General features: G+C 62.9%; 24 protein-coding genes. 17 read left to right on the top strand and 7 right to left on the bottom strand.

The genetic code is table 11. The features are described 5' to 3' along the window. The first annotated feature begins 138 nt into the window (after positions 1-138). A complete protein-coding gene (locus HMI60_RS15880) occupies positions 139-1515 on the top strand; it encodes an ABC transporter substrate-binding protein (protein ID WP_055971174.1) in 1377 nt (458 codons plus the stop codon). Positions 1516-1589: 74 nt separating this feature from the next. Here HMI60_RS15880 and HMI60_RS15875 read toward each other — a convergent pair whose 3' ends face one another. Further along, complete coding sequence (locus HMI60_RS15875; RefSeq protein ID WP_193589960.1) at positions 1590-3608, bottom strand: beta-galactosidase; 2019 nt, start codon at positions 3606-3608, stop codon at positions 1590-1592. A gap of 194 nt (positions 3609-3802) precedes the next feature. Between HMI60_RS15875 and HMI60_RS15870 the strand changes: the two genes are divergently transcribed. The 5 genes from HMI60_RS15870 to HMI60_RS15850 all read left to right on the top strand — a co-directional run bounded on the left by HMI60_RS15870 (position 3803) and on the right by HMI60_RS15850 (position 9066). Continuing rightward, a complete protein-coding gene (locus HMI60_RS15870) occupies positions 3803-5089 on the top strand; it encodes an ABC transporter substrate-binding protein (RefSeq protein ID WP_193589959.1) in 1287 nt (428 codons plus the stop codon). A gap of 50 nt (positions 5090-5139) precedes the next feature. Continuing rightward, complete coding sequence (locus HMI60_RS15865) at positions 5140-6090, top strand: carbohydrate ABC transporter permease (RefSeq protein ID WP_018776991.1); 951 nt, start codon at positions 5140-5142, stop codon at positions 6088-6090. Continuing rightward, positions 6087-7004 (top strand): carbohydrate ABC transporter permease, encoded by a 918-nt coding sequence (locus tag HMI60_RS15860; protein ID WP_018776990.1) that lies wholly within the window; start codon positions 6087-6089, stop codon positions 7002-7004. Before HMI60_RS15865 ends, HMI60_RS15860 begins: the two co-directional genes overlap by 4 nt. A gap of 13 nt (positions 7005-7017) precedes the next feature. Continuing rightward, positions 7018-7668 (top strand): Poxvirus protein I5, encoded by a 651-nt coding sequence (locus HMI60_RS15855; protein ID WP_370584034.1) that lies wholly within the window; start codon positions 7018-7020, stop codon positions 7666-7668. A 96-nt stretch (positions 7669-7764) separates the two neighbouring features. Beyond that, positions 7765-9066 (top strand): MFS transporter, encoded by a 1302-nt coding sequence (locus HMI60_RS15850; protein ID WP_193589958.1) that lies wholly within the window; start codon positions 7765-7767, stop codon positions 9064-9066. Here the strand turns inward: HMI60_RS15850 and HMI60_RS15845 are convergent. Continuing rightward, a complete protein-coding gene (locus HMI60_RS15845; RefSeq protein WP_370584033.1) occupies positions 9017-11095 on the bottom strand; it encodes a DUF6807 family protein in 2079 nt (692 codons plus the stop codon). The two genes, HMI60_RS15850 and HMI60_RS15845, sit on opposite strands and share 50 nt — an antisense overlap. A 211-nt stretch (positions 11096-11306) precedes the next feature. On the opposite strand from HMI60_RS15845, the gene HMI60_RS15840 reads away from it, so the two are divergent. The 4 genes from HMI60_RS15840 to HMI60_RS15825 all read left to right on the top strand — a co-directional run bounded on the left by HMI60_RS15840 (position 11307) and on the right by HMI60_RS15825 (position 14309). Continuing rightward, positions 11307-12326: an acetylxylan esterase gene (locus HMI60_RS15840; protein ID WP_193589957.1), complete on the top strand. Its 1020-nt coding sequence runs from the start codon at positions 11307-11309 to the stop codon at positions 12324-12326. Between the two features lie 219 nt (positions 12327-12545). After that, a complete protein-coding gene (locus HMI60_RS15835; protein ID WP_039242783.1) occupies positions 12546-13694 on the top strand; it encodes a 3-deoxy-7-phosphoheptulonate synthase in 1149 nt (382 codons plus the stop codon). A 139-nt stretch (positions 13695-13833) separates the two neighbouring features. Beyond that, positions 13834-14046: a helix-turn-helix domain-containing protein gene (locus HMI60_RS15830; protein WP_017199160.1), complete on the top strand. Its 213-nt coding sequence runs from the start codon at positions 13834-13836 to the stop codon at positions 14044-14046. Positions 14047-14210: 164 nt separating this feature from the next. Next, positions 14211-14309: a 30S ribosomal protein bS22 gene (locus HMI60_RS15825; RefSeq protein WP_003792170.1), complete on the top strand. Its 99-nt coding sequence runs from the start codon at positions 14211-14213 to the stop codon at positions 14307-14309. Positions 14310-14540: 231 nt separating this feature from the next. Here HMI60_RS15825 and HMI60_RS15820 read toward each other — a convergent pair whose 3' ends face one another. Continuing rightward, positions 14541-15506, bottom strand: coding sequence for a DUF559 domain-containing protein (locus tag HMI60_RS15820; RefSeq protein ID WP_055971192.1), 966 nt, complete (start codon positions 15504-15506; stop codon positions 14541-14543). Positions 15507-15695: 189 nt separating this feature from the next. Further along, entirely contained in the window at positions 15696-16514 is an 819-nt protein-coding gene (locus HMI60_RS15815; protein WP_018776983.1) for an HAD family phosphatase, read from the bottom strand. A gap of 168 nt (positions 16515-16682) precedes the next feature. Here HMI60_RS15815 and HMI60_RS15810 point away from each other — a divergent pair, with 168 nt between their 5' ends. Then, entirely contained in the window at positions 16683-16937 is a 255-nt protein-coding gene (locus HMI60_RS15810; protein WP_018776982.1) for a glutaredoxin family protein, read from the top strand. Positions 16938-17014: 77 nt separating this feature from the next. Continuing rightward, positions 17015-17722: a redox-sensing transcriptional repressor Rex gene (locus HMI60_RS15805; protein WP_039242779.1), complete on the top strand. Its 708-nt coding sequence runs from the start codon at positions 17015-17017 to the stop codon at positions 17720-17722. Positions 17723-17770: 48 nt separating this feature from the next. Here HMI60_RS15805 and HMI60_RS15800 read toward each other — a convergent pair whose 3' ends face one another. The 3 genes from HMI60_RS15800 to HMI60_RS15790 form a co-directional block, all read right to left on the bottom strand. Next, a complete protein-coding gene (locus tag HMI60_RS15800; protein ID WP_018776980.1) occupies positions 17771-18514 on the bottom strand; it encodes a hypothetical protein in 744 nt (247 codons plus the stop codon). Positions 18515-18742: 228 nt separating this feature from the next. Further along, a complete protein-coding gene (locus tag HMI60_RS15795; RefSeq protein ID WP_144027583.1) occupies positions 18743-19423 on the bottom strand; it encodes a hypothetical protein in 681 nt (226 codons plus the stop codon). A 166-nt stretch (positions 19424-19589) separates the two neighbouring features. Continuing rightward, positions 19590-20141, bottom strand: coding sequence for a YceI family protein (locus HMI60_RS15790; protein WP_026267054.1), 552 nt, complete (start codon positions 20139-20141; stop codon positions 19590-19592). Between the two features lie 208 nt (positions 20142-20349). Here HMI60_RS15790 and HMI60_RS15785 point away from each other — a divergent pair, with 208 nt between their 5' ends. The 5 genes from HMI60_RS15785 to ccsB are packed head-to-tail and all read left to right on the top strand — an operon-like array spanning position 20350 to position 25164. Next, the gene (locus tag HMI60_RS15785) at positions 20350-21015 is read left to right on the top strand and encodes a histidine phosphatase family protein (protein ID WP_026267053.1); all 666 of its coding nucleotides are present in this window, start codon (positions 20350-20352) and stop codon (positions 21013-21015) included. Positions 21016-21021: 6 nt separating this feature from the next. Then, on the top strand, positions 21022-21627 hold the full coding sequence (locus HMI60_RS15780; RefSeq protein WP_055971202.1) for a TlpA disulfide reductase family protein: 606 nt from the start codon (positions 21022-21024) through the stop codon (positions 21625-21627). A gap of 5 nt (positions 21628-21632) precedes the next feature. Further along, entirely contained in the window at positions 21633-22388 is a 756-nt protein-coding gene (locus tag HMI60_RS15775) for a cytochrome c biogenesis CcdA family protein (protein ID WP_018776973.1), read from the top strand. Continuing rightward, complete coding sequence (locus HMI60_RS15770; protein ID WP_193589956.1) at positions 22388-24097, top strand: cytochrome c biogenesis protein ResB; 1710 nt, start codon at positions 22388-22390, stop codon at positions 24095-24097. The genes HMI60_RS15775 and HMI60_RS15770 overlap by 1 nt, the downstream gene beginning before the upstream one ends. Next, positions 24097-25164, top strand: coding sequence for a c-type cytochrome biogenesis protein CcsB (gene ccsB, locus HMI60_RS15765; protein WP_018776971.1), 1068 nt, complete (start codon positions 24097-24099; stop codon positions 25162-25164). Before HMI60_RS15770 ends, ccsB begins: the two co-directional genes overlap by 1 nt. Positions 25165-25287: the final 123 nt, after the last annotated feature.

The following is a 25287-nucleotide window of genomic DNA, read 5'->3' as shown; positions in this document are numbered from 1 at the left end:
GCCGCCGTCGGACGTCCCGGACAAGAACAAAATGGCATCTTGTCATACAAGAATGTGACTTGTATCATAAATACCAAGCAAGAAAACGCTTTCTCAGTCTTTCCATCGCATCAGGATCAACGAAGATCGGAGACATCAGTGCCCGTACATCCAGAGGGTGAAGCAGTCGCCCCCGCAGCAGCAACGTCAACAGGAGGACCCTTGGTGGCCAAGGCCAAACGCACCAAGCGCAAGCTCCGTGCCTCTGCCCTGATCGCCGCTACGGCCGCAGCGGTCCTTGCACTTACCGCCTGTGGCGGAGGTTCGGAACCCAAGAGTGCCGACGGTAAAGTGGAGCTCCGCTTCTCCTGGTGGGGTGGAGACAAGAGGGCCCAGCTGACGCAGGAAGCCATCAAGGCGTTCGAAGCCGAGAACCCCAACATCACCGTCAAGGCTGAGTTCGGCGACTGGTCCGGATACTGGGACAAGCTCGCGACACAGGTCGCTGCCAACGACGCTCCGGACATCATTCAGATGGACGAAAAGTACATCACCGAATACTCCACCCGAGGCGCCTTGCTCGACCTCTCCAAGTACGACATCGATACCTCCAAACTCGATGAAGCTGCGCTGAACGCAGGCAAGGGCGAGAAGGGCCTCACGGGCATCGCGGCCGGCATCAATGCAGCGACAATCCTCGCGAACCCGGCAGTCTTCCAGGCAGCCGGCGTCCAACTCCCGGACGACAAGACCTGGACGTGGGAAGACTTCGAGCGCATTGCCGCCGAAGTGACCGCCAAGTCTCCCAAGGGGACTTACGGTGCCGCAGCCTACGGCACGGACGAGGCTTCGCTCGGGGTCTGGCTGCGACAGAACGGCAAGTCGCTCTACACCCAGGACGGCAAGCTTGGCTTCGAGCCCAATGACATCAAGGGCTACTGGGAATTCCTCAAGGAGATGAGCGAGAAGAAGGCAGTCCCGTCGGCGTCGGAAATCGTTGAAGCGGAAGCTGCGCCGCTCGACCAGAGCGGGCTGGCAACCGGCAAGAACGGTATGGCGTTCTGGTGGTCCAACCAGCTCCCCGCCCTTGAGAAGGCAGCGGGCGGCGAACTCCAGATTCTCCGGTTCCCGTCCAAGACGGGCAAGGCTGACGATGCCGGGCTTTGGTACAAGGCCTCACAGTTCTGGTCTGCGTCCTCACGGACCAAGCACCCTGAAGAAGCCGCCAAGTTCATCGACTTCCTGACCAACAACGTCAAGGCCGGCGAGATCCTCCTCGCTGACCGCGGCGTCTACCCGAACTCCGAGGTCCGGGAGGCTATCGCGCCCAAGCTGGCCAAGGCAGACGTCAAGGTGGTTGACTTCATCAGCGCCATCAAGGACGAGCTCGGTGATGCGCCGGCGGCTCCGCCGAAGGGTGCAGGTGCCATCCAGGAAATCATCAAGCGCTACACCTCGGAAGTTATGTTCGACAGGCTTTCGGCGGAAGAAGCAGGCAAGAAGGCAGTGGACGAAATGAAGTCCGCCATCAGTTAGCAACGTCGCAGCAGGAACCGTGCCCCGGGCTGATCATTCGTGATCCGTCCGGGGCACGGTTTTTTGCGTGCCGGTCAGCTTTCGGCGATGACTGCGACGGCGCCGGCGGGAACCACTCCACTGAAGCGGGCCCCGCTGAGGAGGTCCTCGCCGTCGGCCTTGACGGTGGCGTCCTCGGTGCTGTGGTTGATGGCAAACAGGAAGGTCCGGCCGTCGTCGCACCGCCGGCGTGACAGCTCGACGCCGACGGAGGCCTCGGTCACCGGCCTCACCCCGGCCTCTTTAACCAGTCGTGCGGTCAGCGCTTCAATCCCGGCGGCGTCCGGGAGGGTGGCGAGGTACCACGCCGATCCCGTCCCGACGCTGCGCCGGGTCAGTGCCGGAACGCCCTCCAGCGGGTAGCCGGTGAACGTCGCCTCCACGTGTGTCGCCGGTTCCGCGTGGACGTGTTCGCTCCAGACCGAAGCGTCAGTGCCGTCGCTCAGGGTGATGATGGCGCCGGGGAACAGCGGGTGGAATTCCTCGCTGCGGATTCCCAGGAGATCCCGGAAAGCGCCGGGGTAGCCACCCAGGCGCACATGGTCCTTCTCGTCCACGATGCCGCTGAAGTAGCTGATGAGGACAGTGGCTCCACCTGCCGCGGCTGCGGCGATGGAAGCTGCTGCCGCATCTGTCACGGAGTACAACGTGCATACCAGGATCAGCTCGTAGCCGGACAAATCGGCGCCGGGATGGACGAAGTCGGTGCTGATTCCCTGCAGGTAGAGTGCCCGGTGGAAGGCCCGCATGGTGTCCAGATACTTCAGCGAATTGCTCGGATGCGAGTCCAGTTCCGAAGCCCACCAGGCCTCGTAGTCGAACACGATCGCCACCTTGGAGTCCACCCGTGAACCCTTGACCGGTTCCAGCTTGGACAGGGCTTCTCCAAGCTCCACGACGTTCCGCCACACCTGGGTTTCGCGTCCGCCATGGGGAACCATGGCGGAGTGGAACTTCTCTGATCCGGCTTTGCTTTGCCGCCACTGGAAGAACATGACGGCGTCAGCGCCGCGGGCCACGTGGCTGAGGGAGTTGCGCAGCATTTCGCCGGGCATTTTGGGCTGGTTGTGCGGCTGCCAGTTGACCGCTGATGTCGAGTGCTCCATCAGGATCCAGGGCGTGCCGCCTGCCACGGCGCGGGTGAGATCGGCGCTGAAGGCCAGTTCGATGTGGCGCTCGGGGTCGGCGGCCACCAGGTAGTGGTCGTTTGCCACGACGTCCATGTCTTTGGACCAGTCGAAGTAGTCCAGTGACTTGGTAGCGCTGGACACCATGAAGTTGGTGGTGGCCGGAATGTCAGGTGTGACCTCCCGGATGACTGCCAGCAGTTCGCGGTAGTAGTCGATGAACACCCACGAATTGAACCGGGCAAAATCAAGTTGCTGCCCTGGGTTCAGGGTGGTGGGGGCGGCACCCGGCGGGATGATCTCGTCAAAGGATGCGTAGTGCTGGGACCAGAAGGCCGTTCCCCACGAATCGTTGAGTTCTTCAATGGAGCCGTACCGCCGCTCGAGCCAGGCCCGGAACGCGGTGGCGTCCTCTTCGCCATGGAACTCGCCCACATGGCAGCCGAGTTCATTGTCCACGTGCCAGAGGGCCAGAGCCGGGTGGTCTTTATAGCGTTCGGCGATGACCCTCGTCATGGTGGTGGCGTACCTGCGGTACACGGCGGACGACGGCGTGTAGTGGCGTCGGGAGCCCCTCTCAAGTCTGGTTCCTTCCGCCGTGACGGGCAGGATTTCGGGGTACTTGCGGGCCAGCCATGCCGGCGGTGATGCGGTAGCTGTGGCCAGGGCAACCTTGATGCCGGCTCCGTGGAGGTTGTCCATGACATCGTCCAGCCAGGCGAAATCGTAGTTGCCCTCGGTGGGTTCAAGCAGGCCCCAGGAGAAGATCCCGACGCTGAGGAAGGTGACGCCCGCTTCCTTCATAAGTCCGATGTCTTCCAAACGGACGTCCTCGGGCCACTGTTCCGGGTTGTAGTCACCGCCGTAAGCGATGCCGTCCAGGCTGCTCCACACGTCGGGGCGGTGGGGTGTTTCGGGGGAGGTCATGGGGACTCCTTGCTCGGGTTGCCGGATTTGGATGGAAGCTGTGTGTGGAAATGGGCAAAACCCACTGTCTTTGGAAAACGCTTGCCCAGATGGTCCATTGAGGATATTGTATCGATTCAGAACGAGTGTAAGCGAGATCACTGCCACGTTGCAGAAACTCGGAAAGCTTGCACCAACTGAGCAAGGAGGCTCTCATGATCGACAGAAGGAAATTCCTCACCACGGTGGCTCTCGGCACTGCATCTGCCGCGTTCCTCTCCGCTTGTGGCCAGTCGTCGTCCAGCGGACAGACCGGTTCCGCGGACAACCCCGTCACCATCACCTACACCTGGTGGGGCAACGACGACCGTGCCGAACGCACCCGCAAGGCCATTGCGTTGTTTGAGTCCAAGAACCCGGACATCAAGGTCAACGGCAACTTCTCGGACTTCGCGGGCTACTGGCAGAAGCGTGCTACGGAAGCCGCCGGCGGTGGCCTGCCGGATGTGATGCAGTGGGACCTGTCCTATCTGCGCGATTACGGGCAGCGGAACCAGCTCCTGGACCTGGGCACCGTAAAGATCAATACGGACGCCTTTGAGAAGTCCCTCCTTCCGTCGGGCCAGATCCGCGGCAAGACCTACGGCATCCCCACCAGCACCAATGCATTCGCGGTGTACTACGATCCCGCCAAGCTCGCTTCACTGGGCATTGCGGAGCCGGACGGTTCCTGGAACTACAAGGAATTCAACGCGTTCCTGGCTGAGGTTGGCGCCAAGGGTAACGGCACATTGTTCGGCGGCACCGACTACACGGGCATCTGGTGGAACTTCAACATCTGGCTGCGGCAGAACAACATCAAGGCCTTCACCGACGAAGGCAAACTCGGTTTCTCCAAAGACGACCTGAAGAAGTGGTGGAACCTCACCGCGGACCTGCGCGGTACCGGTGCGATTGTGGGCGAAGACAAGGCCACCCAGCTGCTGCCCAAGTCTCCGTTCGGTTCGAATGTCACCGCTACCGAAGTCACCTGGGACAACTTCATGGCCGGGTACCTCGCGGACAGCGGCGCCAAGGAACTCAAGCTGGTGCCGGTCCCATCGGATGATCCGGACAACCTGGGCCTGTTCCTCAAGCCGTCCATGTTGATGGTGGCCAGCGCGAAGACCAAGTACAAGGACGCTGCTGCACGCTTCATCGACTTCATGGTCAACGATCCCGAGGTCGGCCAGATCTTCAAGACCTCCCGCGGTGTACCGGCGTCGAAGACCCAGCGCGACGGAACCACCTTCGAAGGCACGGACAAACTCGTGGTCGATTACGAGAAGTCCATCGAGAAGTACCTCAAGGACGCACCGGAGCCGCCCATCGTTGGGTTCGGCACCCTCGAGTCCACGTTCAAGCGGGTCACCCAGGACCTGAACTACGGAAAGCTCACCGTGGACGGCGCAGTGGATGCGTGGTTCAAGGAAGCCGAAGACCTCATCAAGCAGAACGCCTGATCCAGACCTTCCGTGTCTGATCCTGGCTTCCCAACTGACGGACTGATCTCGTGACTCAAAGCCCAACCCTGAGCAGGCGCACCGCCTCCGCTCCCTCGCAGCCGCGCAAGTCGCGGCGGCGCGGGGCGGACGCCCGCGCCGGCTACACCTTCCTGCTGCCCTGGCTGCTGGGATTCATCGCCTTGACCGTAGGACCGATGATTTCCTCGCTGTACCTTTCCTTCACCAACTACAACCTCTTTGATGCCCCCAAATGGATCGGCTTCGATAACTACACCACCCTCTTCCAGGACGAACGCTTCCTGCAGTCGGTAGGTGTGACCCTGCAATACGTTGTCTTCGGTACCCCGCTGAAGCTCGCGGCGGCGTTGGCCATCGCGATGCTGCTCAACAGCAAACGCAAGGGCCAGGGTTTCTACCGGTCCGCGTTCTACGCCCCGTCTCTGATCGGCGCATCGGTGTCCATCGCAATCGTCTGGAAGGCCATGTTCGGCGATTCCGGCCCCGTGGACCAGGGACTGTCCTTCTTCGGAATCAACCTCGGTGGCTGGGTGGGCAACCCCAACATGACCATGGGCATGATGATCCTGCTGACCGTGTGGCAGTTCGGCGCCCCCATGGTGATCTTCCTCGCCGGCCTCAAGCAGATCCCCACGGACCTTTACGAAGCAGCGTCAATGGACGGTGCCGGACCGGTCCGGAAGTTCCTGAACATCACCTGGCCCATGCTGTCCCCGGTGATTTTCTTCAACCTCCTGATGGAAACCATCCACGCGTTCCAGATCTTCGCCTCGGCCTACATCATCTCCAACGGTGAAGGCGGCCCGGCAGGATCCACTCTCTTCTACACCCTTTACCTGTACTTGCGCGGTTTCTCCGATTTCCGGATGGGTTACGCCTCGGCGATGGCCTGGCTCCTGGTGATCGTGGTCGGCATCATCACGCTGATCTTCTTCAAGACCTCCAAGTCCTGGGTCCACTACAGCGGTGATTCAAAATGACAACCACGGCAACGCCCATCCAGTCCACGCCAAGCACTCCGGCGCCGGCCTACAACCCGAAGTCCGAATCCGTCATGGCCAAGCGGATCAAGAGCGCCATCTTCCACATTATTGCCCTGGCACTGGTGGCCATGGTTCTCTACCCTGCCCTGTGGATGATCACTTCCGCCTTCAAACCGAACTCCGAAATCGGCGGCGCGAACAACGCGTTGTGGTCGAACAACTTCAGCTTCGACAACTTCGCCACGGCCATGGAAGGCATCGGCGGGGTCTCCACACTGACTTTCTTCACCAACTCGCTGATCCTGGCCGTCGGCGCCGTGGTTGGCACGGTCCTTTCAGCGTCCATCTCCGCCTACGCCTTCGCCCGGATCAACTTCCCCGGCCGCGGACTGTTCTTCGGCATGATGATCGCCACCCTGCTACTGCCTTTCCACGTGGTGATCATTCCGCAATACATCGTGTTCCAGCAGCTGGGCCTCGTAGACACCTACGTGCCCTTGCTGATCGGCAAGTTCCTGGCAGCGGATGCGTTCTTCGTGTTCCTCATGGTCCAGTTCATGCGCGGACTGCCGGCCGAACTGGACGAAGCAGCGCGCATCGACGGCGCAGGACACGTCCGCATCTTCGGTTCCATCATGCTCCCGCTCATGAAACCGGCCCTGATTTCCACGTCGATCTTCTCCTTCATCTGGAGCTGGAACGACTTCCTGGGGCCGCTGCTCTACTTGAACACACCCGAGAAGTACCCGCTGCCGTTGGCATTGCGGCTCTTTGTGGACCAGACCCAGTCATCGGACTACGGAGCGATGATCGCCATGTCGGTCCTGGCCCTCCTGCCCGTGCTGGTGTTCTTCCTGGTCTTCCAGCGCTACATCGTCGAAGGCGTTTCAACACAAGGCCTCAAGGGCTAGGGGAGAGACAGAAATGAGCACCATGGACGCCACTGGCAAGTCCTCGCCGAAGCCCGGGATTCCGGTCAACCGCTTCGCCCTCTTCGCCGAGACCATCCTGGCGGGAGTCATCGTGCTCCTCCTGTCCATCCCCTTGGTGACGGCGCCGGCTGCCTATGCGGCCGGCGTCGCACACCTGGAGAGGCACCTCAGCGGCAGGGACGATTCGCTCCGCAGCCTCTGGGGGAATTTCCGCTGTGCGCTGCCCGGCAGCTGGAAGATCGGAATCACGACGGCGGCAGCCGCCGTCGTGCTTGTCCTGAACCTGCTGCTCGCCCTGGTGGGCCAACTGCCCGGCCGGGCAGTCATCCTGCCCGCCACGCTGATCCTGGCTGCGGCCGGCGCCGTGCTGTTCCTTCGGATCGTCGCGAATTGGAGCGGGGGAGTGGCCTGGGACGGCGACGCCGACCGGCATCCCGCCGACGTCCCCGGACCACAGCGCTGGGCTGCTGCCTACTCCAGTGCCAAGGCTGATTCGCTCCGTGACTGGAGCGGCTCACTGCTGCTGCTCGCGGCCGTGTTCATGGCAGTGGTGTTCGTCTGGATGTTGCAAGCCTTGTTCGTCATTGTCCCCGGAACCCTGGTCCTGGCCGCTGCGGCCGTCAAAATCCGCTCCCACCACTAGGAGTTTTTGTACAGCTGATGCCCTCAAGAAGCCTTCTTAAAGGCATCAGCTGTACAAAAACTCCCCACCGACCCAGCTGAATCGAGCAGACCCCCAGTGTCGCCGCGCCCCTTTCCACCGCGCCTTTTTCCACGTCGATCCACTCCCAATCAGCCTGCAAGCCCACGAGCCCGCTCGGTCGAGACCTGGCACTATCCGTTGCGGCACCACAACTACCGGATCTTTGTGGCCCTCTCATTGGTGGGCAGCGGCGGGGTCTGGATGCAGCGTTTGGCCCAGGACTGGCTGGTTCTCCAGCTCACGGGCAGCCCGGCCGCCGTGGGTCTTGCCGTCGCGCTCCAATTCCTGCCCATGCTGGTGGTGGGCCCGGTCAGCGGTGTCCTGGTGGACCTATTCCCCAAACGCCGCATTCTCGTTGTTTGCCAATCGGTGGCCGCCGCCCTGGCTGCCGGGCTCGCTGTCTGGAACGCGATGGGAGGCAGCGACGTCTGGGTTGTCTACGCCGCGTGCATCGCACTGGGAGTAACCAGCGCCATTGACGGCCCCGCACGGCAGGTTTTCGTCAACGAAGTGGTGGGCGACGCCGGGTTGCCGGCGGCCATCGGACTGAACAGCGCCATCGGCCAACTGGGGGCCATGGCCGGACCCGCGCTGGCAGGCGTTGTCATTGCCCAGGCAGGCCCGGCGGCGGCGTTCGCGGCCAATGCCTGCCTTGGCGTAGCGGTCCTGGTGATGATCGCAGCCATCAGGCCCGGGGAACTCCATCACTCGCCGGTGGTGCCGGATCCTACGGCCCGAAAAGGCCGGGTATTGGCTGGATTCCACTTCGTCCGTGCCCGCCCACGACTCCTCCTCACCATGCTGCTGGCGGGCTTGCTGGGTGCCTTCGGAATGAACGGTCCTGTGGTGCTGGCCGCCTTCGCCGACCGGGTCTGGCACAGCGGTCCCGCGGGCTTCGGTTTGTTCAACACCGTCAGTGCCCTCGGCGCGTTGGCCGGGGCGCTGGTGGCTACCCGGATCAAGCGCTTTGGCCGGAAAGGAATCGTGGCCAGCGCAGACCTTTTTGGGTTGGCACAAGCGATCGCCGCCGTGATGCCAACGCAGGAATGGTTCGTGGCCATGCTCGTGGTGGTTGGCTTCATGACGCTCGTCTTCCTCACCAGCGCGGCCACTGCCGTGCAGCTTGAAGCCGGCGCGCATGTCCGGGGCCGGGTCCTGGCGCTCTACTTTCCGCTGCTCCTGGGTGGCCATGCGTTGGGCGGGCTGCTCGCGGGGTGGCTCACCGAAGACTTCGGCGTGCGGACCGGTCTGGTGGTGACCGGTGCCCTGGGCATGGCCTCCGCCGTGATCATTGGCCTCCTGATGTGGGGCTCAGGGCGTCGTCGCGTCCAGCCGTAACCAAGTCCTCGATCTCCCGCGGATCCAGCAAGCCGTCACTGATCCAGACGGAGTTGGTCCGCGTCAGCGTCTCACCGGCAGCCAACTCGACGGACTCATCCCAGGCCAGAGCCGAGCCAACGGCCGGGTAGCCCCCGCACCTGACGAACCATGGGTCCGCCGACTCCCGGGGTGCGGCGAACACCAAGGTGGCAGGGCCGGCGTCGAACTCTCCCGCCCAGGCCAACCAGGGCGAAACCGAGCCGTGCACGGCGGATTCGCCGTCGGCTGTGGAGGAAAAGACGCGAGGCGAGGCGTTTGCCGGAAGCCGCCAAAAGAATCCGCCGTAGCCGCTGCCGGGGGCACCATGCGACCCCGGGCTCCCCAGCGAGGCGTCGACGACGGCGGTGAGCCGGGTCCGGATGTCCAGTCGCCACGTGCGGGCGGTGATGGCGGTCCGTTCGAAGGTCCGGCGTTCCTGGAGGAGGAGGCTGCCGTCCGAACCGAACCAGTCGAGGTCCAAGGCGGTGTAGTCGGCAGCGCGGGCAGCAGCGGCGATCTCGATCCGGCCGTGGTCCATCAGGTCCACGTACTTTCCGGCGCTCCGCCGGTAGCTTCGACCTCCCCAGAAATTGCTCCCGTTGACGTCCTGCAGCGCGAAACCAGCCCCCAGGTGCCAGACGTGGTCCGACGGAAGATGGTCTGTCACCACTGTCCCTGACGGGGTGCTGACGGGGTGCAGGTAGGGGCGGGGCGAGAGCCAGGATTCGAGGCCACTCCCGTTCCGAAGGACAGCGTCGGACGGTCCGTTCGCGAACAACGGTTCGGTGTTCGTCGTTGCCTGTCGTGCCCAGGGTAGGCCCAATTCGGCGAAGGTTGCGTGGGCATGCGTCGCACGTTCAACGGCGTCCTGGATGCCCGGAATCACCGCATGGGCCTGCTGGCCTGTGCCCACCCACTCCACGAAGTCCGGCGAGATCGGCTGGGGCGGTTCCGCAGTGCGGATGGCTTCCACAACACGCATGAACGCACCGCTGTGCTGGAGTGGACTGATCAGCGGTACGCCGGTGGCCAGGTGCTCTATCAGGTTCCCGGTGAGGTCTTCGCGCCCGAAGACACGGCTGCTTTCGCCCGCCTCCGTGGTGACGGCCACGCGGTCCTCGGTGTAGTGGAAGACAGCTGTTCCTTTAGTGCCCTGCAGGGTGATGTATGGTTCCACTGATTCGGCCGAGCAGAGGGTGAGGGCGCAGGTTATCGGTAGGCCGCTGGCGGTCCGGAGGCGGATCACGGAGGTGTCGTCGGCTTCAATGTCGTTCGCGCGGTACAGGTCGGTTTCCACCGAGGCCAGGTCATGTGGTTCGCGTGCCCCGGCGATGCGCAGGGCCGTCGCGATCGCATGGGCCAAGGGGTTGGTAGCCACGCCGTCCACCACGTCCACGCCATCCAGGCTGCGCTTTCCGGCCCAGCGCGAGCGTTTGTAGTAGGCCCGGTCCCGGACCCAACGCCCGGTCGCCGCGATTCCCTTGAGGGTGCCAATGCCGGGGAAGTCCGCCGTGGAGTTGCCGGCCGCCAGTTGTTCCAATGCGGCCAGGGCATGTGAGCCAAGGCTTTGGAACCCCACCTGGACACTCCGGCCGGTGGCGGATGCCGCTTCCTGCAGCCGCAGGAAATCCGCCATGGATGCCACAGGGGGCTTTTCAAGGTAGAGGTCCGCATGGGAGGCCAGTACGGACAGTGCCAGGGGTGCGTGGGTCTGGATGGGTGTTGCCACGATGATGATGTCCGGGCGGTGGTCTGCGGCAAGCAGTTCATCCAGTGTGCTGTGGACCGCCGTTGTGCCCGGCAAGCCTCCTGCAGCAGGGGGACTGGGGTCTGCCACCGCAACAAGTTCCACCATTCCTTCGGCGGCGAGCCGCTCAAGGTTGTGGAGGTGGTGAGTGCCGAATCCATGGACTCCTACTAAAGCAACCCGTGCCCGTACCGGCGTGGTTCCCGATGTGCTCTGCAAGGGCCTCGAACCCATGGCGGGCTCGAAAGATGGGGTGTCCATGGCTCTCCTCTGCTGGGGCTGCAACGAAGGCGCGTGACGTCGTCGTCGGAGTCTTTACGGTGTACTGTGCTGGCTAAGACTCTACTTAGCAAGCGCTTTCCAATGGTAGTTACAGATCAGTGTAGCGCGGTGTACGTAGAAATGTAACGATTCAAAAAAGTCGGCTTTGCCCGGTGGCGTCGCCCTCAAAGCCATGACGTAGGATGTCCCCATGCCTCTCTTCGACCTCCCCCTCGAGCAACTCCGCGAGTACGTCTCACCAGCGCTCCCGCCGGCCGACCTGGATCAATTCTGGGACCGGACCATCGCCGAAGCCCGCACGGTTCCGCTCGATGCAGCGTTCGAACCGGTGGACAACTACCTCAGCGTGATCGACACGTTCGATGTCACGTTCTCCGGCTTCGGGGGAGACCGGATCAGAGGCTGGCTGCACGTGCCCGCCCACCTTGAGGCCGGGCAGCAGCTCCCGGTCGTGGTGGAATACATCGGCTACTCGGGCGGTCGCGGCCTGGTCAACCAGAACACCCGCTGGGCGCAGGCCGGCTATGCGCACTTCATCATGGACACCCGCGGGCAGGGCTACGGTGGTGTCGCCGGGGATACCCCGGATCCCCACCCGTCAGCCGGCGAGGTCAACTATGCGGGCCTGATGACCCGCGGTGCCGACCACCAGGACAACTACTACTTCCGCCGGGTCTACGTCGACGCCTTCCGCGCGGTAGAGGCGGCACAGAACCATCCCGCCGTCGACCCTTCCGCGGTGGTCCTCACCGGCATAAGCCAAGGCGGCGGCATCACTGTGGCGGCTGCCGGGCTGACGGCCGGAAGGCTCGACGGCGTCATAGCCGCGCTGCCCGACGTCCCCTTCCTACAGGACTTCCCGCGCGCCATCGACATCGCCCCGCGTGGTCCGTACCCGGAGATCGCCGGTTTCCTGGGCCGCCACCGCGACCGTTACGAGCCCATGCTGGCGGTGCTCAACTACTTCGACGGCGTCCACCTTGGCCGGGCGGCAAGCGTCCCGGCGCTGTTCTCAGCAGCCCAAATGGACGATATCTGCCCGCCGTCCACGGTGTTCGCGAGCTACAACAACTACGGCACTGATTCCCGGGCGAAGGGCAGCGAGCCCGCCAAGGACATCGAGGTTTACCGCTTCAACAACCATGAAGGCGGCCAGGAACACCACTGGATCAAGCAGTTGCAGTTCCTGCGCAAACTTTTGTCATCATGATGAACACGATTTGCCGGGTTTGATCGGGCGCGGTTATGGTGTGGCTATGACAAACCGTTGGTATGCGTATTTTTCGTTGGCTCTGGAGGGGCCCGCGTCTAACTGACACGCATCCAACTTTCCTTCAGAGCCAACAGGGCAGAGATGATTCTCTGCCCTTCGCCATATCCGGCGGGTTCTGAAAAGGGGCCCGCTCCGTATCCCGGACAGGACCCAGACATGACCAGCACCGCCCCCGAATCCATCGAAGCGCTCGATTCCGCAGCCGCAACGGACGCCGCGCAGCCCGCCACCTCCAACCTGCGGGTTGCCCGCTTCGAGCCACTTCCGGCCCCGCAGGACCTCATCGCCGAGTTGCCGCTGGACGCCCGCTCAGCAGCCGTCGTCGACCGTGGCCGTGACCAGGTCCGCGCCATCATGGACGGCGTCGACGACCGCCTGCTGGTGATCGTGGGGCCCTGCTCCATCCACGATCCCAAAGCCGGACTTGAATACGCCCGCCGCTTGGTCAGCCAGGCCGAGAAGCACAAGGAAGACCTGCTGATCGTGATGCGTACGTACTTCGAAAAGCCGCGCACCACCGTCGGATGGAAAGGGCTCATCAACGATCCCCACCTGGACGGCAGCCACGACATCGCTGCAGGCCTTCGTGCCGCCCGCGGTTTCCTGAAGCAGGTCACCGCCCTGGGCCTGCCCACAGCCACCGAATTCCTGGAGCCCATCAGCCCGCAGTACATGGCTGACCTGGTCTCGTGGGGTGCCATCGGTGCCCGCACCACCGAGAGCCAGATCCACCGCCAGCTCGCCTCGGGCCTGTCCATGCCGATCGGCTTCAAGAACGGTACCGACGGCGACCTCCAGGTTGCCATCGACGCTTGCGGCGCCTCGGCCGCTGAACAGGCCTTCCTGGGAATCGACGACGACGGCCGGGCGGCCCTCGTGGCGACCTCCGGCAATCCGGACACGCACGTGATTCTCCGCGGCGGACGCAAGGGACCGAACTACTCGCAGGACGATGTAGCAGCGGCTTCCGCGAAACTGGCGGCCAAGGGACTCAACCCGCGCTTGATCGTTGATGCGAGCCATGCCAACAGCGGCAAGAGCCACCACCGCCAGGCAGAGGTCGCCCTGGAGATCGGAGCCCAGCTCGAAGCAGGTGCTTCCTCCCCGATTGCCGGCATCATGCTGGAGAGTTTCCTGGTGGGCGGTGCGCAGAACCTGGATGTTGCCAAGCAGTTGGCCGGTGAACAGGAGCTCGTGTACGGCCAGAGCGTTACTGATGCCTGCATGGAATGGGATGTCACCGCTTCGGTGCTGGAGCAGCTCGCGGCCTCAGCCCGGAAGCGCCGGGAAGTCTCGGGGGAGTAGTATCCCACTTCGTCGAAAGGCTTTCACATAGGCCCCATCAGCCTCTAGAGTATCTAGCACATGGTTGTTTGATGGCTCAGCATCGTCACACCGTTTCCTGGGGGTGTCCTAGTCGGCTGAGAGCAAAGGAATATGGGAAATGTCCGCGGAGACCAACTTCTCGAATGCGCGATTCATGACGGTGGCTGAAGTGGCCGACGTCTTGCGTGTTTCCAAAATGACCGTGTACCGCCTGGTCCACTCAGGGGAAATGCCGGCCGTCAGGTTTGGCCGCTCCTTCCGGGTCCCCGAAGAAGCCGTGGCCCAGTACCTCAAAGGTGCTGTGGTGGACGGACAATCCGAGACCGCCTGAGGCTGCCGGGGTCCGTCCAACGGACCGTGGTCATGGGGTACCCCTTTGAAGCGGTACTCTGTTAAGGAACGTTTTACGTCAATGTAAGAATCTGTCAGTTGTACTTGTCTGCTTCCGCGGATGTGTTCCAACAGACAGGAACTTCTAGTTTGTAAGGAACTTTCGTGGGTTCAGTTATTAAGAAGCGCCGCAAGCGTATGGCCAAGAAGAAGCACCGCAAGCTGCTTCGCAAGACTCGCCACCAGCGCCGCAATAAGAAGTAGAGATACTTCATCAAGCGTGAATGCCCGTTGCCTCTCGAGGTGGCGGGCATTTTTGCATCCCTGACGCTTGCTCACATCCCGCGGGTTTGGGTGTGACGCTTGCTCACGTTCCGTGGGTTTGGTGGTGACGCTTGCTCACATCCCGCGGGTTTGGGTGTGACGCTTGCTCACGTTCCGTGGGTTTGGGTGTGGCGCTTGCTCACGTTCCGCGGGTTTGGGTGTGGCGCTTGCTCACGTCCGGGGCCGTGCGAAGCCGGAACGGACTGCGGGGTCTACCCATCCTTGCCGCAACGCCCTCTTTATCTGCCGGGTAGCGTTTGCGAAATTGTCTGCGAGGTCGTCCTTCCCGAAGATGAGAACCGTCCACCCGGCAGCCCCGAACGCTTTATCCCTGCGCCGATCGCTAAAGATCTGCTCCTCCGCGAGGTGATGGCCGCCGTCGTACTGGATAGCGATCCGACGCTCCCGGTAACCGAGGTCGGCAGAAGGGGAAAGGGGATCGGCCGGCCGGAGCCGAAGTTGCAGTTCGGGTTCCGGAAGACCGTCGTCAAGCATCGCAAGACGAAGCAGCGACTCGGGGGCTGAGTCAGCGCCTACCCGCATCAGGTCGATTGCTTCCCGAGCCCGCACAACACCTTGAAGGTTCTTGTGGAGCTCCACCATCGAGCGGAGGGAAGCAATGGTTGCAAACGCTGTGTCCCGTTGTTCAAATTCGGGCCTGGGTACGCGGATGAGTTGGTCTCCGACGCAGACGAGTTCCTTCAACGGCAATATGCGGGCCAAATCCAGCCAGGTCCGGGACCGGGTGCTGATCCAAAACCCTCGGACCAACTCGACCTCGCTCTCCGCCACTACGACGCTATGCCCGGAGACGCCCTTTCGCCGCACGGCCGGCAGATTTCGAGGCTTGCTCAGGTGCAGCTCATTGGAATCGGCGAGCCACGGAGGGAGCGGCAAGCCGTGCAGCCGGGCGGCAGTGACGTGCGAAATCCAGGCCCCTGGACTCGCGACCGAGAGCGATCGGGCAGCTGCTTCAAGGTCGAAGTCCCAGTCCGACGGCCGGTAGATACCTTTACTCACTGCTTCAATGCTGACGCGGTTCCAGAGATTGCGCGGCGCGAGACCGGCAGCCTTGGCCTCGTCAAGAGTGAACGGAGCGGATCCCAGCTGGGACGGAACGGGTTTCGGTATCTGCATACGGCATTGTTACCCGGATCCGGCTGTGAGCGCAGAAGTTATCCACAGGCGGGTCTGCCCTCATCCGGGGACGTGAGGGAGGGATTGGTTCAAGCAGTGGGGATGTGAGGGAGGGTTTGGTTCAAGCAGTGGGGATGTGAGGGAGGGTTTGGTTCAAGCAGTGGGGATGTGAGGGAGGGTTTGGCGACGCTAGAGGCGGGGGCCGCGGAATCGTGAGAAGCCGCGCCACAGGCCGTAGATCGCCCCTCCGACGGTGGCGGCTTTGAGGCCGAGGGTTGCCGCGCGTCGGCCGGACCGGAAGTCGTATACGGGCCAGTTGTTGTCGCGGGCATGGCGTCGCAGCTTGGCGTCAGGATTGATGACGACGGGGTGCCCCACCATTGTCAAAAGCGGGATGTCGTTGGCGGAATCGCTGTAGGCCCAGCAGTGGTCCAGATCCAGGCCCTCCCGGTCGGCGACCAACTGCACGGCGACCGCCTTGGCCGGTCCGTGCAGGATGTCTCCGACCAATTTCCCCGTGTACATGCCCTCATGCACTTCACCCACGGTCCCCAATGCGCCGGTGAGCCCGAGCCGGGTGGAAATTACGGTGGCAACCTCGATCGGCGTCGCCGTCACCAGCCAGACCTTACGGCCCACCCTGAGATGTTGCTCTGCGAGAGCCTTCGTTCCGGGCCAAATCCGGGACTCGATCATTTCGTCGTAGACCTCTTCGCCCAGGGCTTTGATGTCATCTACGGTGATGCCGGCCGCCAGGGTCAAGGCCGAGTCGCGAACGGCATGGACGTCCTCCATGTTCTCGCCGCGCATCACGAACTTAAATTGCTTCCAGGCGAACCCGGCCGCTTGCGGCAAGGTAAAAGCTTTGCGTTCATACATTTTGCGTGCGACGTGGAAGAGGCTCGCACCCTTCATCAACGTGTTGTCGACGTCGAAGAAAGCAGCTTCGCCGCTGTGCTTCTGCGCTTGGGCAGCAGCGGCAACGGCGACATTCTTCTCCTCGGGCATGCCTTGAGTCTAGTCAATGGCGGGTACCCCGCGTTGAGGGCGCACTCGAACGCCCTTACCTGTGGGGTGTGAGGGAGGGTTGGGTTGAAGGGGGTGGGGTGTGAGGGAGGGTTGGGTTGAGGGGGGGGGGGTGTGAGGGAGGATCGCGGGGCGGTTACCGTTAATCACATGGCTACTCCCGACGTCGTCCTCCTCACCAAAGCTGACTGCCACCTCTGCACGGACGCCCGCGCCGCCGTCGAACGTGTTACTGCGGGCCTCGGCTTGAGCTGGTCTGAACAGCGGATCGACGCCGATCCCCAACTTCAGGAGCGCTACGCGGAAGAGATTCCGGTGGTGCTGGTGAACGGTGTCCAGCGCGATTTTTGGAAGATCGACGAGGCCCGGCTGACCCGCACCTTGAAGAAGGCCCTGGAGGGCTGAGGGTGGCCTTGCCCGTATGTAGCGGCTTTTGTTGAGTCCGGCCCGGGGGTCATAGAGTGGAACAACAAAGCGACGCAATGGAGAATACCGTGACTGCGCTGGAACCGTCCGCGGAAGCACTATCCGGGGACAACGAACCTGCGGCTAAGCAGATCCCGCCCGCGGCTGTGGCCCGGATGACCCTCTATTTGCGTGCGCTGAACTCGCTCCTGGCCGAAGGAGTTGAGCGCGTCTCCTCCGAAGCGCTGGCCGAGGCGTCAGGCGTCAGTTCCTCCACGCTCCGCAAGGACCTCTCATACGTAGGCTCGTATGGCACGCGCGGGGTCGGCTATGAAGTCCAGTACTTGAGCCGTCACATCGCCGCGGCGCTGGGTCTGACCCATGACTGGAAAGTCGCCATCGTCGGTGCCGGCAACCTCGGCAAGGCCCTGGCCCGGTATGGCGGCTTCGAGTCCAGGGGATTCGACGTCGTAGCCATCTTCGACGCGGACCCCATGGTGATAGGCAACGAGGTAGGGTGGCTGCGCGTCAGCGACTCAGCCGAACTTGAGCGGGTCCTGGAGCGAACCCACACGAACATGGTGGTGCTTGCCCTGCCGGCCACGGTGGCGCAGGCAGTGTGTGACCGGGTGATTGCCGCCGGCATCAGGAGCATCCTGAGCTTTGCGCCGGTGCTCCTGCAAGTTCCGCCGCACGTGAATCTGCGGAAAGTGGACATGGCCACGGAGCTGCAGATTCTTGCCTACCACGCACAACGGGCGCAGACCCCGGGCCAGGCTGTTTAGCCTTCGCCGGGTCCGCGCCCGTAGTGGTGTGTTTGGAACCCTGTCGCTTTAGCGTCCGGAGGGAGTCTGGTACGGGTTTCCGAACTGCGGTGTCTTGCGGAAGTACGGAGCCGACGCCGGCAGGTACAGCAGGACGATCGCTACGATTCCGAGCAGTGCTGAAAGCGTCGCCAGGCTGAGCGGCACGAGGGCAAAGATCGAGAGCGCGGCGAGGACCGTGCCGAGGATGCGAGCCCAGTTCTTGCCCTTGCGGACGTTGATGGCAACGAGTGCGTACAGGCCGGCACCAATGACACCGAGTGCAATCATGACGCCGACGATGAAGCCCTGGACGTCTTCAAAGCGGACATCCGCGGCGCCGCCGGCCGACATCTGGTCTTCGAACATGCTCCTGAAGGAGGGGTCGTTCAGTGCCGCCATGGAAATAAGGATGGAGATCAGCCAGATTGCGCCTGCGCCGACAATCAACCAGAAGGCGATGTTGACCATTTGCGGGACTGTGGCAGGACCCGGCTGCTGGCTCGGCCAGTTGGTGTCCTGACCGTACTGGGGCGCCTGGCCATAGGGCGAAGCGCCGGTCTGGCCGTACTGTGGGGCCGCTGGCGGCTGGGACTGCTGGCCGTACTGCGGTGCTGCAGGCTGGCCGTACTGCGGTGCTGCAGGCTGGCCATATTGCGGAGCTGCCGGCGGTGGGGACTGCTGGCCGTACTGTGGTGCAGCGGGCTGCGTGCCCGGCTGCTCAGGCTGGTTGGAGTCGCCCGGGTTCGACGGCGGGTATGGAGGGTTGCTCATGGCATTCCTTTGCTTGTTCGACTGCAGGTACGGCCGCCGGGATCAGCAAAGTGACCCTGCCCCCAGCGTGGTTCTGCTTCCACCGTACCCCCAGGGTCCCGCGCCGCTGCATACCACACGCAGGAATTTCAAGAGGGCAGGGAAAATCATCATGTTGGCGTACGTCTTCATGATGAAGGCCGCGGGAATCCCAGGGGATCCGGCCGCGGCCTTCATGCTCAGCAAGTGCTAAACGAAGTGTTTCTGCGATTCCGGGAGCCACATCATGATTGCTGCGGCAACAGCGGCCGCTGAACTGAGCAGCCCGAGGTTGAAAGTGATCAGGAGGAACAGCAGGGAGAAGACCGCGAAGCCGCCCAAAATGGAGAGGACCAGCCGGGCCCACCGGGCGCCCTCCTTCATGCGGATGGCGATGAAGGCGTAGACGGCGGCCATGATGATGCTGAAGACGAAGTTGAAGATCCCCGTCCCGATGGCCAGGGCTCCGAAGTAGTCGCGGTAGATGAAGATATTGGCGAAGTTGGCGATGACGCCCAGTGCCGCTGCGGCAATCCACAGCCAGTAGGACGTGGTGAGGGTCTTCGGGACGCCCGTGGTGTCACGGAATCTCTGGGCGATGTTGTTGAAGTCCAAACCGAAGACGTTCCGCGGAGGTGCGTTATAGCCGAGTCCGGCGGGCGGTGCGGGGTTCGGGCCGGCCGGTGCTGTGTAGGCGGGTTGTCCCGGCTGCTGGTAGGCAGGGGGAGGTTGGTAACCTTGCTGCCCTTGGTAGCCACCTGGCGGAACAGATCCGCTTTGGGGTGGCTGGTAACCGCCGGGAGGTTGGTAGCCCGCAGGAGGAACATTGCCTGGCTGCGGTGGCTGGGCGCCGGGCTGCTGTGGCTGAGGTGCTTCATCTGGGGTACTCATGGCATCACTGTAGACCGCAGGTTGAAGGTTGCATAGGAAATTCCGAGCCAACTCGCAGCTAAATACAGGGTGTTTGCCGAACAATGGCCGGGTGACTCATGTGTATGCGAAACGGCGCCCCTGCAGCGCGAAGCTGGGCAGGGACGCCGTCCGGGGTGTTCTGGAATCAGGCTGCGGCCGGAGCGATGAACGCGAGTTCGAGGTTGATGACGACCTTGTCGCTGACCAAGACGCCACCGGCTTCGAGGACTGCGTTCCAGGTAAGGCCGAAGTCCTTGCGGCTGATGGTGGTTTCACCCGAGACGCCTGCGCGGGTGTTGCCGAACGGGTCTACTGCAACGCCGTTGAATTCGGTCTCGATGGAGACCTCCTTGGTGACGCCCTTGATTGTGAGATCGCCCACGAGGTCGAAGCTGTTTCCGTTGGCCTTGACGTGGCGGGACACGAAGGTGATTTCCGGGAACTTCTCGACGTCGAAGAAGTCTTCGCCCTTGACGTGGCCATCGCGGTTGACATCGCCGGAGTCGAAGCTGGCGGTCTGGATGGTTGCGGAGACCTTGGAGTCCGTCAGGGTTTCGCCGACTTCCAAAGTGGCCGAAGCGTCCTTGAACTGGCCGCGGACCTTGCTGATGCCTGCGTGGCGGACGGTGAAGCCGATCTCGCTGTGGGAAGCGTCGAGGGTCCAGGTGCCGGTAGTGACGGAAGCGGGGAGGGTCATCATGGTTGTTGCTCCTATAGGTAGTGGAGGGTACTGCGTGCTTGCCCGGTTGAACCAATTGCTTGAAGCGTCAACCGAGCTTCGTGTCTAGTATAAACATGCATATGCATCTTTTATTCCAACTCCACGGAACATTTACGGAAAACTTTGAGTTCTACTTGCGGTAGAAGATTTCGGATCGCCCCGCTTCTTTGAGAAACTGGTAAACATGCCCCAAGCAACTGTCCATCTGCTTCGCCATGGCGAGGTCCACAATCCCGACGGCGTCCTCTACGGTCGCCTGCCGGAGTTCCACCTCTCCGAGCGTGGCCGGGAGATGGCCCGTATGCTGGCCGACCACTTTGTTGCCCGCGCCGCCGAGGGTGCGAAGATAGTCCATCTGGTGGCCTCTCCGTTGACGCGTGCCCAGGAGACGGCCATGCCGACGGCGGAAGCACTGAACCTCGAAATCACGGTCGAGCCGCGCATCATTGAAGCCGAGAACCACTTCCAGGGACTCCACCCCACCAAGAGTGAGTTCCTGAAGCCCAAGCACTGGTTCTACTTCCGGAATCCGATGCGGCCCTCCTGGGGCGAGCCGTACAAGGAGCAGGCAGCCCGCGTGCTGGCTGCAGTTGAGGATGCCCGCGTCAAGGCAATCGAACTTGGCGGGGACGGCGCCGAGGCCATCCTGGTCAGCCACCAGCTGCCGATCTGGTCGACGCGGCTCACGGCTGAGGGTCGTCGCCTGGCGCACGATCCCCGTAAACGTGAATGCACTTTGACGTCGCTTACGTCCCTGACGCTCGACGACGACGGCCGGATTATCCGGGTTGAGTACAGCGAACCTGCCGCCGCGCTGCTTCCCGGTGCGGCCAGCACTCCGGGGGCATAGGAAGACATGGACAACAACCTTTCACGTCGAGGCGTTCTTACCGCCGGCGGTGTCCTGCTGGCGGGACTGACCATGGGACTTTCCGCGTGCGCCCAGAAGGACTCCCTTGCTGAGCAGGCAAAGGCGGGCGACAACAAGAACTACGTGGCCGGCGACGGCTCGGTGACGGAATTCGCCAAAGCCGACCGTGCAGCGCCCGTAGCCCTCAAGGGCACTCTGTTCAACGGAAATGAAGTCAAGCCCGAGGACCTCAAGGGCAAGGTCACGGTCCTGAACTTCTGGTTTGCTGCGTGCGCTCCCTGCCGGATCGAAGCGCCGCAGCTTGAAGCGCTGCACCAGGAATTCAAGGACCAGGGCGTCCAGTTCTTCGGCGTGAACCTCCGCGATGAAAAGGCCACCGCTGAGGCCTTCGACAAGACGTTCAACCTCACCTACCCGAGCTTCAACGACAAGGACGGGTCCGTGCTGCTGTCCGTGTCCGGCATCGTTCCGCCCGGTGCTGTCCCCACAACCCTGGTCCTTGATAAGGAAGGCAAAGTTGCCTCCCGCGTGCTTGGCGAGATTGAAAAGAGCACCTTGAAGGCCCTCATCACCTCAGCCGTGGCCGAGTAGTCGCCGTGAACAGTCCTTTCGCCGAGACCATCCTCAACGGTTCCCTGCTGCTGGCCGTGCCGGTCGCATTGCTGGCCGGGCTGGTTTCGTTCCTCTCGCCGTGCGTGCTGCCGTTGGTACCCGGGTACCTGGGGTACGTCACCGGGCTGACCGGCGTCGACCTGCAAAAGCAGCGGCGTGGCCGGATGCTGGCGGGGATCGGGCTGTTTGTCCTCGGGTTCTCCGTAATTTTCGTGCTCCTGGGTGGTGCGTTCGGCCAGCTCGGCACACTGCTGACGGGCCCGCAGAACGCCTGGATCACGCAGCTGCTGGGCCTTTTGGTGATCGTCATGGGCGTCGTGTTCATGGGCGGCTTCGGCTGGCTTCAGCGTGATGCCAAGATCCACGCCAAACCGCCGGCCGGACTGTGGGGTGCGCCGCTGCTTGGACTCACGTTCGGTTTGGGCTGGGCACCATGCATTGGCCCGACCTACTCCGCGGTACAGTTGCTGAGCTTGTCCGGCGGATCGTCGGCGGCCAAAGGTGCGCTCCTGGCGTTCATCTACAGCCTTGGCCTGGGCATCCCGTTCCTCCTGATCGCCTTGGCCGTCCGCCGGGGCATGGGTGTCATGTCCTTCTTCCGCAAGCACCGTTTGGCCATCCAGCGGATCGGCGGAGGCATCCTGATTTTGCTCGGCATCCTGATGGCCACCGGTGTGTGGGGCCAGTGGGTGACCGGGTTGCAGTACTGGTTCCAAAATGACGTGAAGTTGCCAATCTGATGAGCGAGTCCGTGAAAGCCAAGAAGAAGTCACCATCCGCTGAAGGCGCCACCACAGCGGAAGGAAAACTCCAGCAGGCCAAGTCTGAGGCCGCGGTACCCGTGCTCGGATTCAAGGGCATGCTCAGGTGGGCCTGGACCCAGTTGACGAGCATGCGTACAGCGCTGTTCCTGCTGCTCCTGCTGGCCGTCGGTGCAGTGCCGGGTTCGCTGTTCCCGCAGCGCGCCGCCAACCCTGTCACGGTCACTGAGTGGATCAAGAACAACCCTGCAACCGGGCCGTTCCTGGATGCCCTCCAGATGTTCGACGTCTATTCGTCCGCCTGGTTCTCGGCCATCTACATTCTGCTGTTCATTTCGCTGATCGGCTGCGTGACCCCCCGCGCCATTGCGCACTACAAAGCCATGAAGTCGCAGCCGCCGCGCACTCCCAAGCGCCTTTCGCGGCTTCCGGAGTACGGCACCCTGGCGCTGCCCGCCGACGCCGGGATCCCGGCGTCGAAAGCCATCAACGATGCCGCCGGGCTGCTCAAGAAGCGCGGTTACCGCGTCGACGTACGCGACGCCGACGGCGCCCTGCCGTCCCTGGGTGCCGAGCGTGGCTTCCTGAAGGAAGTCGGCAACCTGGTGTTCCACACCTCGTTGATCGGCGTGCTGGTGTCCGTGGCCATCGGCGGCCTGTTCGGATACAGCGGCCAGCGCATCCTGGTCGAAGGCGAAACTTTCGTCAACACCCTGGTTGGCTATGACCAGTTCACCCCGGGCACCAACTTCCAAAGCAGCTCGCTTCAGCCGTACTCGGTCCGTTTGGACAAGTTCCAGGCAACGTTCGACCGGGAGTCGCCCAAGAAGACCGGCCAGCCGATCGACTACACGGCCGAGGTCACCACCAAGGAAGACCCAGGCGCGCCCGAGCGGAAGGAAGTGCTGAAGGTCAACGACCCCATTTCCCTGGGCGGAACAAGCCTGTACCTCACGGGCAACGGCTATGCACCCGTGGTCACGGTCCGGGACGGCGACGGTAACGTGGCTTTCCAGGGTCCCGTCACCGCGAAGGTCCAGGGAGCCAACTACTACTCGTCCGTGGTCATCAAGGTCCCGGACGGCACTCCCGACCAGCTTGGCTTCAACGGCTTCTTCCTGCCGACCGCCTTCGAGTCGGAACAAGGAATCTCCTTCAGTGCCGACCCCGCTTTGGCCAACCCGCAGTTGAACCTGGATTCCTACTACGGCGACCTGGGCCTGGATGAGGGAACCCCCCAGAATGTCTTTGAACTGGACGTCAAGAACCTTACCCAGCTGAACGGGCGCAAGCTCGAGGCCGGCGGCATCGTGCTCGGTTTGGGCCAGACCGCAACTCTGCCCGAAGGTAAGGGAAGCATCACCTTCGACAGTGTCAAGAAGTACATCGGCGTTGACATCCACCACAACCCCGGCCAGCTGTACGCCCTTATCTTCGGCCTCCTGGCGGTGGGTGGCCTGATGGTTTCCCTTTACGTCAACCGCCGCCGGGTCTGGGTCCGCACCGGAACCCACCAGGACGGGCGCACCATGGTGGAGTACGGCTTGCTGGCACGCGGTGAAGACCACCGCCTCGCCGGAGAAGCCGCAGCACTGCGTGAAATCTTTGCCCGCGAATGGAACCTCCCGGAATCACCGGAGCCTCCCGCACCTCGAATCGTCTCTTCCTCAACCTCGAAGGACCAGTAATGCCAGCCATCAACGAAACCCTGGGCCAGTACAGCGAGCTGTTCATGCTGTTGGCCGCCGGCACGTACACCGTGGCGTTCATCGCCTTTGCCTGGGATCTGGCGAAGAGCAGCAAGACCTTCCAGGCAGTGGATTTGAAGGCAGCAGCCAGGTCCACCAGCGAAAAGGTCAGCGTTGCAGCCGGTCGCGTTGGGGCTGCCCTGTCAGGTCCCGACGCCGGCGGGCCGGCCGGCCGGGCCGAGCGTCCGACGTCGGGCCCCACCCATGCAGGCGGGACTGCGGCAGGCGACATGCGGTACACGGCCGAACGGCGCGTTCCCGCTCGCGTGGCAGTGGCCTTGACGGTGCTTGGCGTGCTGATTCACGGCGCAGGAGTGGTGACCCGGGCATTGGGCGCCGGCCGCGTGCCGTGGGGCAACATGTATGAATTCCTCACCACGGGCGCTTTCGTTGCCGTGGCCGTCTTCCTGATCACGCTGATCCGCCGCGACCTGCGGTTCCTCGGCACGTTCGTGCTGGGCTTGGCTATCATCATGCTGGTGGCTGCGTCGGTGTCCTTCTGGACCCCGGTTGGCCACTTGGTCCCCGCATTGCAGAGCTACTGGCTCATCATCCACGTCTCCATCGCGGTCCTGTCATCCGCTTTGTTCACCCTGACCTTCGCCATGTCCGTCCTGCAGTTGCTGCAGTCGTACCGGCAGAAGAACCTGGCGGCCGGCCGCGCAGACAACCTGGCCTTCATGCGCGTGGTTCCCAACGCCCTGAGCCTGGAGAACCTGTCCTACCGCATCAACGCGATCGCCTTCATTGGCTGGACGTTCACGCTCATGTTCGGCGCCATCTGGGCCGAGAAGGCCTGGGGCCGGTTCTGGGGCTGGGATCCCAAGGAAGTCTGGACCTTCGTGATCTGGGTTGTCTACGCAGGCTACCTGCACGCCCGTGCCACCCGTGGTTGGACAGGCACCCGTGCAGCGTGGTTGTCAATCGTCGGATACGCCTGCGTCATCATCAACTTCACGTTGGTAAATACCGTTTTCAACGGCTTGCATTCCTACTCCGGCCTCTAAGGTCCAATCCGGCGCTGAGCAGGAGCTTTACTTCAATAGTCATCAGCGGCCTCGGGAAATTGACAATTCGGTGTAGCAATTAAGCCTTTTGCGTGTCCGGAGCAGGTGCTAACTTGTTCAAGA

It is taken from the genome of Paenarthrobacter sp. YJN-D (assembly GCF_015040335.1).
GTDB classification, from domain to species: domain Bacteria; phylum Actinomycetota; class Actinomycetes; order Actinomycetales; family Micrococcaceae; genus Arthrobacter; species Arthrobacter nicotinovorans.
The sequence above is the reverse complement of the archived record's forward strand: the minus strand, read 5'-3'. Positions and strand labels throughout refer to the sequence as shown.

Coding starts and splice junctions, on each gene's coding strand:
- HMI60_RS15875 (WP_193589960.1), bottom strand. CDS start 3,608: ATGACCTCCCCCGAAACACCCCACCGCCCCGACGTGTGGAGCAGCCTG.
- HMI60_RS15870 (WP_193589959.1), top strand. CDS start 3,803: ATGATCGACAGAAGGAAATTCCTCACCACGGTGGCTCTCGGCACTGCA.
- HMI60_RS15860 (WP_018776990.1), top strand. CDS start 6,087: ATGACAACCACGGCAACGCCCATCCAGTCCACGCCAAGCACTCCGGCG.
- HMI60_RS15855 (WP_370584034.1), top strand. CDS start 7,018: ATGAGCACCATGGACGCCACTGGCAAGTCCTCGCCGAAGCCCGGGATT.
- HMI60_RS15845 (WP_370584033.1), bottom strand. CDS start 11,095: ATGGACACCCCATCTTTCGAGCCCGCCATGGGTTCGAGGCCCTTGCAG.
- HMI60_RS15840 (WP_193589957.1), top strand. CDS start 11,307: ATGCCTCTCTTCGACCTCCCCCTCGAGCAACTCCGCGAGTACGTCTCA.
- HMI60_RS15835 (WP_039242783.1), top strand. CDS start 12,546: ATGACCAGCACCGCCCCCGAATCCATCGAAGCGCTCGATTCCGCAGCC.
- HMI60_RS15830 (WP_017199160.1), top strand. CDS start 13,834: ATGTCCGCGGAGACCAACTTCTCGAATGCGCGATTCATGACGGTGGCT.
- HMI60_RS15820 (WP_055971192.1), bottom strand. CDS start 15,506: ATGCAGATACCGAAACCCGTTCCGTCCCAGCTGGGATCCGCTCCGTTC.
- HMI60_RS15815 (WP_018776983.1), bottom strand. CDS start 16,514: ATGCCCGAGGAGAAGAATGTCGCCGTTGCCGCTGCTGCCCAAGCGCAG.
- HMI60_RS15810 (WP_018776982.1), top strand. CDS start 16,683: ATGGCTACTCCCGACGTCGTCCTCCTCACCAAAGCTGACTGCCACCTC.
- HMI60_RS15805 (WP_039242779.1), top strand. CDS start 17,015: ATGGAGAATACCGTGACTGCGCTGGAACCGTCCGCGGAAGCACTATCC.
- HMI60_RS15800 (WP_018776980.1), bottom strand. CDS start 18,514: ATGAGCAACCCTCCATACCCGCCGTCGAACCCGGGCGACTCCAACCAG.
- HMI60_RS15795 (WP_144027583.1), bottom strand. CDS start 19,423: ATGAGTACCCCAGATGAAGCACCTCAGCCACAGCAGCCCGGCGCCCAG.
- HMI60_RS15790 (WP_026267054.1), bottom strand. CDS start 20,141: ATGACCCTCCCCGCTTCCGTCACTACCGGCACCTGGACCCTCGACGCT.
- HMI60_RS15785 (WP_026267053.1), top strand. CDS start 20,350: ATGCCCCAAGCAACTGTCCATCTGCTTCGCCATGGCGAGGTCCACAAT.
- HMI60_RS15780 (WP_055971202.1), top strand. CDS start 21,022: ATGGACAACAACCTTTCACGTCGAGGCGTTCTTACCGCCGGCGGTGTC.
- HMI60_RS15770 (WP_193589956.1), top strand. CDS start 22,388: ATGAGCGAGTCCGTGAAAGCCAAGAAGAAGTCACCATCCGCTGAAGGC.
- ccsB (WP_018776971.1), top strand. CDS start 24,097: ATGCCAGCCATCAACGAAACCCTGGGCCAGTACAGCGAGCTGTTCATG.